This window comes from Phytoactinopolyspora halotolerans (assembly GCF_010550675.1).
Lineage (GTDB): Bacteria > Actinomycetota > Actinomycetes > Jiangellales > Jiangellaceae > Phytoactinopolyspora > Phytoactinopolyspora halotolerans.
In genome coordinates this window covers 474,503-485,014 of record NZ_JAAGOA010000002.1, presented here as the reverse complement: position 1 = coordinate 485,014, position 10,512 = coordinate 474,503, and the positions used below count along the sequence as shown (strand labels likewise).

Genomic DNA, 10,512 nt, shown 5'->3' with positions numbered 1-10,512 from the left:
TGACAACCCCTACCTCGCCCCTCTTCTCGACACGTTGAACCAGGCCGGCAACCGGCCTGAGCACCTGCTGGCCGACAAGGCGTACTCGCACCCTTCCACCCGCCGTGAGCTTCGCCGCCGCCGCGTTCGCCACACCATTCCCGAACGCCGTGACCAGGTCAAGCGCCGACAGGCCAAAGGATCGGCCGGTGGGCGGCCACCATCGTTTGATCCCGAGCGCTACAAGACGCGCAACACGGTCGAGCGCGGCTTCGGCCGGTTCAAGCAATGGCGCGGGATCGCCACCAGATACGACAAGTACGCCCGCACCTACCACGGCGGCGTCCTCCTGGCCGCCACCATCATCCTCGCCCGGCCATGAATTAGGAGACACGTCCTAGGTAAGGTCTTCGATGATGTCCTCTGCACGCCGCGTTGGCACGAGGATACAATGCCCGGGGGCGTTCCAGTCCTCAACAAGGGGCAGGAACGCGACCGCCTCCTTCTCGCGCGCGACCCAGCGGGCCTGATGTGTCGTCAGTAGGTCGCAGAACGCACACTCACGCAGCCGATTTTCGCCCCTGTGCAACGCGGCACGGGCGACACGTGGACAACGCCGACGGGCGGGCACGAAGGTCCGATTGTTGGGATCTCACATCGCGCTCCCCGACGCCACTCTCCTGAGCTACGCTCCACCTCATCCAGTCGGACGAGCTAGGAATCTACGGTGGCCGCCTCCGGACATTCGGGAACACCGCTTGCGAAGAAGATCAGCATCAAGCCACGCCATACGAGCGACATCAGCGAGAACGACCTGCGCGACATGTTCCTGCCGCTCGGCGTGGTCGACGTCAAGGTCGCCTCACTCGGCGAGGACTGGTCAGGACTGAAGTTCGTCAGACGTCGAGAGAACCGCCGCTCATAAGCGTGGACGACAGACATCAGGAGGTGGCCGATGGCAGCAGAGCCGTCGAGATTCGGCTCCGCAGGGAGTCTCGTGCGGCGGTGACATCGACCGTGGTCGCATAGTCGATGGACGCGGTGCTCGGGTCGGAAATCAACGCACCCGCCTCCGGCCCGTCTTCGATCACTTTCCAGCCGCCCGCGCGCCACGAGAAGAGGCTGGGCTCCAGCATCGCGAGCACGGCGAGCGGATCATGCGGGTGGCAGGACGACGAGCCGAGGCGCTGCCACCATCGGCGTACCTGCGCGTCGACAAGCATCGCTCCCGCCGACCCGGAAGCGGTCACCGCGTCAAGGTCCGCGTCGTCGAACGGCACGGTCGTCGTCACGTCGAGGCCCACGTACGTCGACGGGATTCCGGCCCCGAGCACGGTAGCCGCGGCGGCGTCGTCCGAGCGCAGGTTGTGCTCCGGCTCTCCGCGGGCGAACTCCCCGCCCATGATCACCAGACGACGAACCTGAGACGCCCACGACGGTTCCCGCCGCAGAGCCGTCGCCACATTGGTGAGCGGACCGATCGCGACGACTACCAGCTCGCCCGGGTGACGACGAGCCGCAGCGAGCAACGCGTCGACCCCGCCGACGGCGCTGATCTCCTCGCCGGCCAGCCCATCGACACCGTCGCCTTCGTGCCCGCCCCACCAGACGTCACGCCCCGACAAGGGTCGCTCTTCGCCGACGTGGACGGGCACGTCGTCCCGGCCGAGCAGACGCAGCGCGCGCCGGGCGAGCTGCGCGCGGAGCATCACATCTCCGTAGACCGTTGCGACGCCCAGCAGATCGACGCTGCGCTCGTTGGCGAGTAAGACGAGTGCGAGCAGGTCGTCGACATCAGAACCTATATCGGTGTCGAGAATCACCGGCGTACCGCCGGCCAGAGACGCGTCGCTCACGAGATCAGCCGAGCCTCCTCTTCGATGCAGTAATCGAAGAATCTAATCTTCCTCGCAAGCCGCGGTCAATCGTCTTGAGTTCGTCTTCGAGTGTCCCCAATTGTCACTGCCGAACTTACGTCAAGCACGACGGAGAATAAGCAGAGCATATTCGCGTATTACGCCATACATTCATGTGGCAACGACCATGTGTGGGCTCCACCCACGACACGAGGAGGCCGGGTGAAGGCTGGACGACGACACCTGACAGCACACGGATACACGACAGCGGGAACGTCGTGCGACGACTGAAGGTCGGCGTCGTCGGTCTCGGCGAGGTGGCTCAAGTCGTGCACCTGCCGATCCTGGCGAGCCGGCCCGAGTTGTTCGAGATCTCCGCGGTCTGCGACGTGTCCCCCACTCTTGTCGCCACACTCGGAGACCGCTATCGCGTGCCCGGTCGTTACGGCGAGGTGAGCGACCTTCTGTCGCACGATCTGGACGCCGTGATGGTGCTGACCAGCGACGAATACCACACGGACATCGTGACCGCCGCGTGTCGCGCCGGCCGGCATGTGTTCGTGGAGAAACCCATGTGCCTGAACCTCCGCGAGGCCGAGTGGATTCTCGACGAGCGCGACGACGCGGGCGTACAGGTGATGGTCGGCTATATGCGCCGGTACGCACCGGCGTTCCTCGACGCCGTCACCGAGGTCCGGTCATGGGACGCGATCAACTATGCCTCGCTCAGGGACATCATCGGTCAGAACCAGCTCTTGATCGACCAGAGCACTGTGGTCCTCCGTCCTGATGACGTCCCCGCCGACGCCATTCGCGACCGGACCGAGCGCGCGCACAAGCTCGTCGAGGAAGCGATCGGCGACGTGCCGGCCGACCTCGGGCGCGCCTACCGGATGCTGTGCGGCCTGGCGATCCATGACATCTCCGCGATGCGAGAGATCCTGGGGGTCCCGGAGTCGGTTCGAGCGGCGGCACAGTGGCGGGGCGGAGGCTTCATGAGCATCCTCTTCGACTACGGCGACTATGTCGCGTCACTCGACGTCGGCGTGGACATGCAGAAACGGTTCGACTGCCGGATCGAGGTCGGGGCGGAACTCAAGTCGCTCACAGTCCGGTACGACACCCCCTACATCAGGCACCTGCCGACCACGCTGCTCTCCGCGGAGACCACCGGCGAAGCTCACGTTCACACGGCCACTCGCCCGACCTTCAAGGACGCGTACGTGTTCGAGCTCGAGGCGTTCCATGACGTCGTGGCCAACGGCACCCAGCCGAAGACCGACGTGGAGGACTCCGTACGCGACCTGGAACTCTTCCAGCAGATCATGTCCGCCTTCCGCCGGTGAGCCAGGCATCGATCTGTGCGCACACCTTCCGGCGCCGTACCCGACGCGATGGAGAGTGACGCTATATGCAGCGTGGCGTGTATTTCGATGCGTGGTTTCCGCGCCAGCACTGTTACCACCCGAGCCTGCCGCCACGTCGGCTGCGCATGATCGAGGACCTCGTCGAGTACCGGGCGACGCTGCTGGTGTGGTCAGCGCTGGGCGGTGGATCACTGTCCCTGCCGCATCTCGAGTTCGAGGCGTTCGGCGAGGTGGATCCACGTTCCCGCATCTACGGCGTGGTCAACGACAGCGAATTCATCACCGAATGCCATAAGCACGGCATCAAGGTGTTCGGCATTGTCTTCGAAGCCCAAGGATGGGAATTCCCGGTCGAACTGAACGAAAAGGAAGACCAGATCCTGGCCCTCAATGAACTGCGCGGCGTCGGACATCGAGACTGGATGGGACTGCGCGAGTTCTCGCAGAACAGATACCCACACCTATGGGACCCGCTGGAGAAGTACTTTCCGCACGGGCTGGTGAACAGCGCCGGAGAGAAGGTCACGGACCTGATCGACGAATGCTGCGCCCGAGACATCCATCAGCAGCCCTGCCATGCCCACTGGGTGGAGTGCCCGGATCGGGACCACCAGTGCTTCTACATGGACCGGAACAATCCCGTCTGGCGCGAGTACCTCAAGGCCGTCATCCGGATCCAGATCGACGCCGGAGTAGACGGCGTTCAGCTCGACGAAGCCGAACTCCCGATGGGCGCCCTGCAGTACGGAGCCTGCTTCTGCAAGGACTGCATGGCCGGCTTTCGGGAGTTCCTTCAGGCCCAGCCTGCGCACCGGCGCAGCCCGGAACTCGCGGGCACCGACCTGGACACGTTCCACTACGGCGACTGGTTACTGGAGCGCGGTTACGACTTCACCACCGACCAGCACCGCACGCCGCTGTACGACGACTACCACGCGTTCCTCCGTGCGGCGATCAAACAGTACTTCGGCGAGCTCGCCGCCTATGCGCGGCGATACGGGCGCGAGCAGGGCCGCGAGGTCCTGGTGTCGGGCAACTTCTTCAACCTGTACCCGCACTACTACGCCCTCGCCGACGACGTCGACCTGATCATCACCGAGATGCGCAACACGACGTACAAGCAGCCGGCGTGGTATCGCTACGTCGCGGGATTCGCCGGCGACAAGGACGTCGTCGTGGTCGAGAATCCCTACGGCGGCGTCGTCCCGGAGCTCGTCGACGCACTCGCCCGGGGCCGAGGTCACGATCTCTTTCGCCTCTCGCTGTACGAGGGGGCGGCGATGGGTGCGAACATGACCGTGCCGTACGGCGCGTGGATGGGCAGCCGGATCCAAGACGCCTACTACGCCCCTCATGACGTGGCGGTCGAGGTGCAGTCCTTCCTGGCCGAGCACGACGCGCTGTTCAGCCGACGCACGAACAACGAGGTCGCGGTGGTGTTCAGTACGGAGAGCACCAGCGGGCCGATCGCCGCGCAGGACCGCAGCGACAACGTCGTGAACGCGTCCGACGATTCGGTCGAGGTCCCGTTCCGCACCGTCACCGCAGCTCTCGCCGACGCAGCCGTGCCCTTCGACGTCGTGATGTTCGCCGATGGAACCCACGCCGCCGATCGGTCGAGCACCGACGCCTTACGCCGGTACACGACGATCGTGTTGCCCGGCTGCACATGGCTCACAAGCCGTCAGGTAGAGGCGGTGCTGGGATACCTGGACAGTGGTGGCCACGTCGTACTCGTCGCGGAATTCGGCACGGCCATCCCGGCCGCCGACCGGGAAGCGATCAGCATGCACGCCAACTCCCGCTCTGCGGAGGCGCGAGACATCGACGGGCTACTCCCGGCTGGACGGCAGGTGATCACCGGCGCCGACGTGGCCGTCAACATCCATCGACTCGCGGACGGCACTTCAGCGCTCCATCTGATCAACTATGACTACCGCGACGACGCGGACCGAGTACAGCCCATCGAGAACGCGGAGATCCGGGTTCGCCTGCCTCACGCATCGAGCCAGGCCACGCTGCTAGAGCCGGGTATGGCACCGGTCGACGTGGAGACGCGCGTGGAAGGCGAGCACGTGGCGGTTCGCATCGGGCAGATGGGGCTGTACGGCATCATCATCTGGCACGACGGGCGGTGGCGCCCTGATCAGGAGTAGCCGCTGCCCACCGATAGCCTGGATCACCCGCATCGGGCGCCGGTGCGCTGCGGGGGCGAGGCTTCAGCCCCACCCCGCAGGCACATCACACCCCGCAGCGCATCAGGCACAGGCCGGCCCGGCCGGCTACCAGATCGGGGTACGGACCGGCGCGTTCAGCAGGGCGTTGCTGATGGCGTCGTACGCGAGCTTGGGCTGCAGCGCGTCGTCGAATGGAAGCGGCCGACGCGGAGTGCCGTCCGTCCGAGGCCGGTCTTCCTCCAGCCAGCTGTACCGGTCGGAGAGGCCGAAGTTCATCACCACCTTGACCGCGGGTTCATCCAGGGCCACATCGAGAAAGCGTGCGTAGACGTCGGCGACGCCCGGATCGATCTCGCTGCCGCGAAGGCCGTCATCGAGGACGTCCATCTCGGTGATCATGATCGGAAGACCGCGGGCCGCGATGTCGGCGAGGAACGCACGATACTCCGCGGGCTTGAACTTGGAGGCGAATCGCTTCGCTTCCAGGTGTGCTTGGATGCCGACCCCCTGCACCGGTACGCCCTGATCGAGCAGATAGTCGATCGCCTGTACATAGGCAGCTCGTCGGTTCACCGGCTCGGACGGGCTGCGCCCGGTCTCGAATCCGAACTCGTTGATCAGAAGCAGCGCATTCGGATCCTCGGCCTGCGCGAGGTGGAACGCCTCCGCCACGTACGACGGGCCGATGGTCGCGTACCACGGCACATTGGTACGCAGCCCGTTGGCGTCGCCGTCCTGGGGATCGGTGACCTCATTGGCTACCAGCCACGTCTTGATCCGCCCCTGGTAACGGGAGACCATGGCCTGAATAGTCGGAAACAGCGTGTCCCTGGCCTCCTGCTCCGTCATGCCCCACAGGTCGTCGTCCGTCCACCCCTCCCCGAATCCTTCGTCCCACGCCAGGTGAGCCGCGAATACGTGCTGGTTGTTGGCCTCGGCATAGGCGATGATCCGATCCGCGTAAGAGAAGTCCAGCGGGGCGTCCGGTGTCGGTTTGAGCCGCCACCACAGCAGATCGTCCTCGGTGAACAAGATGCCCGCTTCTCGGGCGAACAACGCGCTGTAGTCCGCGTCCGGTTCGATCTGCCACGTCGTGGTGGAGGCGCCGTACACGATTCCCCTACTGGCCGCCTGCTCCCGCAGCGGCGTGCTGGTGGATCCGGCACACTGCGCATTCGCGATCTGAATCGCCGGGCCGCCCAGAACTCCGGCCGCCGCCACCCCACCGGCGCCCATCAGTACCGAACGCCGCGTCACTCGCCGATCTCTTCTCATGATTCTCCTTCCACTTGCGGACGAGTCCGTCTCGCCCCGGGGCATCTGTGCACGGAAGGGTCTATGGGTTTCGAGCGAGAATGTCGAATACATCAATCAGCGTAAAATCAGCGACCCGCGGCGGCCACGCCTATTCTCCGCGGCAGTCGACACAACTTCAGTCAGAGGCAATTTCTATCCCTTGATACCGGTCATCGAGATACCCTTGATAAACCGGCGCTGGAAAATCATGAAGATGACGATGACCGGAATGGTGGCCACCACTGACCCCGCCATCAACATGTCCCACGCGGTACGGTTCTTCACCACGAACATCGCCAGGCCGAGCGGCATCGTGTAATGGTCCGGACTGGAGATGATGATCAGCGGCCAGAGGAAGTCCTCCCACGCATACATGAATGTGAAGATGGCCGTGGCCGCGAGGGCCGGACCGGTGAGCGGAAGCACCACCTGCCAGAACACGCGGAACTCCCCCGCGCCGTCGACCCGAGCGGCGTCCAGCAACTCGTCCGGAATCGTCAGCATGTACTGCCGGAGCAGGAACACGCCGAAGGCGCTCACCGCACCTGGCAGGATCAGCCCGTAGTACGAATCCAGCCAGCCGTGGCCGCCCTGCCCGAATATGTCGTTGCCGCCGAACAGCGGTATGTGCTTGAGCACGATGTAGTTCGGAATGAGCGTGATCTGTGGCGGCACCATCAAGGTCGCAAGGAACAGCAGGAAGATGGCGTCCCGCCCCGGGAACTGCCGTTTGGCGAAGACGTAGGCCGCCATCGAGTTGAAGAACAACTGCAGCACGGTGATCGACGTGGCGACAAAGACACTGTTCGCGAACCAGCGGAACACATTGGCCGACACATCCGCGTTGCCACTCTCGGTCGGCACGCCGAAGAACGTTTTGTAGTTGTCCAGCGTCGGGTCTTCCGGCACCCACTGCGGCGGCCAGGAGAATATGTCACCCACGTGCTGGAACGACGCGCTGACCAGCCAGGCGAATGGTGCGACGAAGAGGATGGCCCCGGGGACCAGGAGGATGTAGGCCAGCGCCGTCGGCAGGGCCCTGCGGCGACGCCATCGCCTGTACCGGGCGCGGATGGCTCCGGTCCGGGTCTCGTCCCGCGCACTGGACAGATCAAGCGGCGATGTCACTCGTATGCCCTCCGATAGAGCCTGAGCTGTATGAGGGTGAAGATGAAGAGCATCGCGAACAGCGCGTAGGCCAGCGTGCTCGCATATCCCATGCGGTAGAACTTGAATGCCGCCTCGTAGATGTAGAACATCATCGTGGTGGTGCGATCCACCGGACCGCCCTGAGTCATGATGAAGATCTGGGTGAAGATCTGAAACGATCCGATGATCCCCATGACCATGAGGAACAGCGTCGCGGGACGCAGCATGGGTATCGTCACGTGCCGCAGCCGCACCCATGCCCCGCCGCCGTCCACCTTCGCGGCGTCGTAGAGCTCTTCCGGAACCGCCTGCAGGGCCGCGAGATACACCACCATCGAGAAGCCGACCCCGGCCCACACACTCATCAGGATGATCGACGGCATGGCCAGGTTCTTGTCCGCGAGCCACAGCAGCGGTTCGTCGATCAGGTTGGTCTTCAGCAGGTAGTAGTTGAAGAGCCCGAAGTCTCCGTTGTACAGCCACTTCCAGATGATGGCGACGACGACGAACGGGGTCACCACCGGCAAGAAGTACATCACCCGCAACAGCCCGCGGCCTCGCAGGGGCTGGTTGAGCAACAGCGCCACGGCCAGCCCTACGAGCATCGTCAGCGGCACCGACGCGCCGGTGAAGTACACCGTGTTGTACACCGAGCGCCGGAAACGCTCGTCCGACATGAGTTCGCGATAGTTGTCCAGCCCGACGAACGGCTGCTCCGGCTGGATGATGCTCCATTCGTGAAAGGTCAGATAGAGCGCGAACCCCATGGCGAACAGCGTGAACACAGAGAACAGCAGCAGGCCCGGCGCGAGGAACAGGTAGGCGTTCCAGTTCCGGAGCATTCTCCACAGCGTGCGCCGCAGACCTCGTTCGGGGGGATGGCCAGGCGGCCGGGCGCGAGTCCGCCCGGCCGCCTGCTGAGCCTGCGCGTCGGTGTGTGTCCGCCTCGTGGCCCTCGTCCGCATCATGATCACTGGCCGAGGATCGACGCCGCCTCGGCCGCGGCCGCATCGACCGCCTCGGCACCGCTCATCTCGCCGTAGATCGCCCGGCCGAGTTGCTCGGTGAGGATCTCTTCTGCCTGCGGCCAGTCGGGATTCGCGATGATGTTGCCCTGGCCACAGGTCATCGCCTCGGCGAAGCCGGCGAGTACCGGCTTCTCCTCGGCCAGCTCCGGAGAGTCGAGCAGGCTCTGGTACGGAGGCAACAGCGTCCCTTCCGTCTTGTATGTCCACTCGGCGACGTTCTCCGGCCGGCCGAGGAACTCGATCCATGTCCACGCCGCGTCGACGTGTTCGGACGCACCGAAGATGACCAAGGCGTCTCCAGCGACGGTCGTGGCGCAGCCGGCCGAGCCCTCCGGCAACGGAGCGGTGTCCCACTTCCCGGCTATGTCCGGGAACTCGTCATCCAGCACCCCGGCGAACCATGCGCCTGCCATGTACATCGCGACCTGCCCGTTGGCGAACGCGACCCGGCCGTCGTAGGAGTTCGAATTCAGGTGGTCCGGAGCGGAGACGTCGGTCAGGCTGGCGTAGAACTCGGCCGCCTCTTTCCCGGCGTCCGAATTGAACTCGACGCTCTGCTCATCCTCGCTGAGCAGTTCTCCTCCGGCCTGCCACAGCCACGGGTACCAGTAATACGCCGCTTCGGGCGCGAAGATCTGGAACCCGTATTGCTGCTCATCCGGCATGGTCAACGCCTGGACGGTCTGGATGAACTCGTCCCACGTGGCCGGCGGCTCCTCGATGCCCGCCTCCTCGAACAGGTCTGTTCGGTAGAACAAGCCGGTGGATTCACCGTCGAACGGCAGACCGTAGAGGCTGCCGTCGTATGTGACGAAATCCTCGAATGCCTCGACGTAGTCGTCCGCCTCGATCGATTCGCTGCCGGCGATGTAGTCGTCGAGATTCACCAAGGCCTGCCGTCCGGCGAAGGTGATGACGTCGCTCGCGTCCACGTAGGCCACGTCCGGCGGGTTACCGCCGGCGATCTGTGTGGTCAGCTTCTGCCGGGCCTGCTCCGCGGGGACGTCCTGGAACTCGACCGTGATGTTCGGGTGCTCCTCCTGAAATCTCTGGTAGAGGCGCTGCATCCCGTCCTCATTGCCGACCCACGATGAGAAGGTGATGGTGACCGGATCGGTCGGTGCATCACCCGGACCCTGATCGGAGCCGGACGCTTCCTCGGCGGGGTCATCGGAGCCACAGCCCGTGGCCGCCGCCAGCAATGCGACGAGTCCCAGTGCCAGTGCTCGGTGACGTACCGTACTCTGCATCACTTGCCTCCTGGTCGATCGTGCCGCGACCGTGCGTTCCAGCCTGAACGGACGCGCCGGCGGCGATCTTGAGCGCACCCCGCGGGCCGACGGCAGCGCGCCACGGCGCCTTTCCTTCCGAACTCCGGGCCGCGATCGTGTGCTCATTCATCCGCTGGCAATTCGCAATATTCGGCGGCGCTGGGCTTCCTGCCTGGAGTTTAATCACCTTTCCCAGCCACATATCAGACTGCTTCGATGATCCCCAAACATAGGTCGAGAGGAACGGAAGATAAGTCGAGCAGCTGCCGCTCCGGCTGACTTAGCCTCGGGATCAAGTGTTGGATGGCGATGGCGTGCGCGCCTTACCGTGTCCGGTCATCGAGTCACGAATCGCAGGTCATGGCCACCGCGTCCGGGTTTGGATCCGC

9 protein-coding genes are annotated in these 10,512 nt (G+C 64.6%); 4 read left to right on the top strand and 5 right to left on the bottom strand.

What is annotated here, in order from left to right:
• Together G1H10_RS04595 and G1H10_RS04590 are read left to right on the top strand one after the other, a co-directional pair.
• Positions 1–361 (top strand): transposase (locus G1H10_RS04595; RefSeq protein ID WP_246219102.1); only part of this gene is annotated, 361 nt, incomplete at its 5' end.
• A gap of 345 nt (positions 362–706) precedes the next feature.
• The gene (locus tag G1H10_RS04590) at positions 707–904 is read left to right on the top strand and encodes a hypothetical protein (protein WP_163733227.1); all 198 of its coding nucleotides are present in this window, start codon (positions 707–709) and stop codon (positions 902–904) included.
• 16 nt (positions 905–920) lie between these two features.
• On the opposite strand, the gene G1H10_RS04585 is transcribed toward G1H10_RS04590, so the two are convergent.
• Positions 921–1,835: a nucleoside hydrolase gene (locus G1H10_RS04585; protein ID WP_163733224.1), complete on the bottom strand. Its 915-nt coding sequence runs from the start codon at positions 1,833–1,835 to the stop codon at positions 921–923.
• 278 nt (positions 1,836–2,113) lie between these two features.
• Here G1H10_RS04585 and G1H10_RS04580 point away from each other — a divergent pair, with 278 nt between their 5' ends.
• Positions 2,114–3,181 carry a Gfo/Idh/MocA family protein gene (locus G1H10_RS04580; protein WP_216852897.1) on the top strand — a complete coding sequence of 356 codons (1,068 nt, stop codon included), beginning with the start codon at positions 2,114–2,116 and terminating at the stop codon, positions 3,179–3,181.
• Between the two features lie 65 nt (positions 3,182–3,246).
• On the top strand, positions 3,247–5,358 hold the full coding sequence (locus G1H10_RS04575) for a hypothetical protein (RefSeq protein WP_163733218.1): 2,112 nt from the start codon (positions 3,247–3,249) through the stop codon (positions 5,356–5,358).
• A gap of 126 nt (positions 5,359–5,484) precedes the next feature.
• Here the strand turns inward: G1H10_RS04575 and G1H10_RS04565 are convergent, their stop codons facing one another.
• The 4 genes from G1H10_RS04565 to G1H10_RS04550 form a co-directional block, all read right to left on the bottom strand.
• Entirely contained in the window at positions 5,485–6,654 is a 1,170-nt protein-coding gene (locus G1H10_RS04565) for an endo-1,4-beta-xylanase (protein WP_163733215.1), read from the bottom strand.
• Positions 6,655–6,828: 174 nt separating this feature from the next.
• A complete protein-coding gene (locus G1H10_RS34410; RefSeq protein ID WP_163733212.1) occupies positions 6,829–7,803 on the bottom strand; it encodes a carbohydrate ABC transporter permease in 975 nt (324 codons plus the stop codon).
• On the bottom strand, positions 7,800–8,666 hold the full coding sequence (locus G1H10_RS04555; RefSeq protein WP_163733209.1) for a carbohydrate ABC transporter permease: 867 nt from the start codon (positions 8,664–8,666) through the stop codon (positions 7,800–7,802). The genes G1H10_RS34410 and G1H10_RS04555 overlap by 4 nt, the downstream gene beginning before the upstream one ends.
• A gap of 128 nt (positions 8,667–8,794) precedes the next feature.
• Complete coding sequence (locus tag G1H10_RS04550) at positions 8,795–10,102, bottom strand: ABC transporter substrate-binding protein (RefSeq protein WP_163733207.1); 1,308 nt, start codon at positions 10,100–10,102, stop codon at positions 8,795–8,797.
• Between the last annotated feature and the right edge of the window lie 410 nt (positions 10,103–10,512).

Excerpts from the sequence above, each read along its gene's own strand:
- G1H10_RS04575 (WP_163733218.1), top strand. The coding sequence starts at position 3,247 with ATGCAGCGTGGCGTGTATTTCGATGCGTGGTTTCCGCGCCAGCACTGT.
- G1H10_RS04555 (WP_163733209.1), bottom strand. The coding sequence starts at position 8,666 with ATGCTCCGGAACTGGAACGCCTACCTGTTCCTCGCGCCGGGCCTGCTG.
- G1H10_RS04565 (WP_163733215.1), bottom strand. The coding sequence starts at position 6,654 with ATGAGAAGAGATCGGCGAGTGACGCGGCGTTCGGTACTGATGGGCGCC.
- G1H10_RS04550 (WP_163733207.1), bottom strand. The coding sequence starts at position 10,102 with ATGCAGAGTACGGTACGTCACCGAGCACTGGCACTGGGACTCGTCGCA.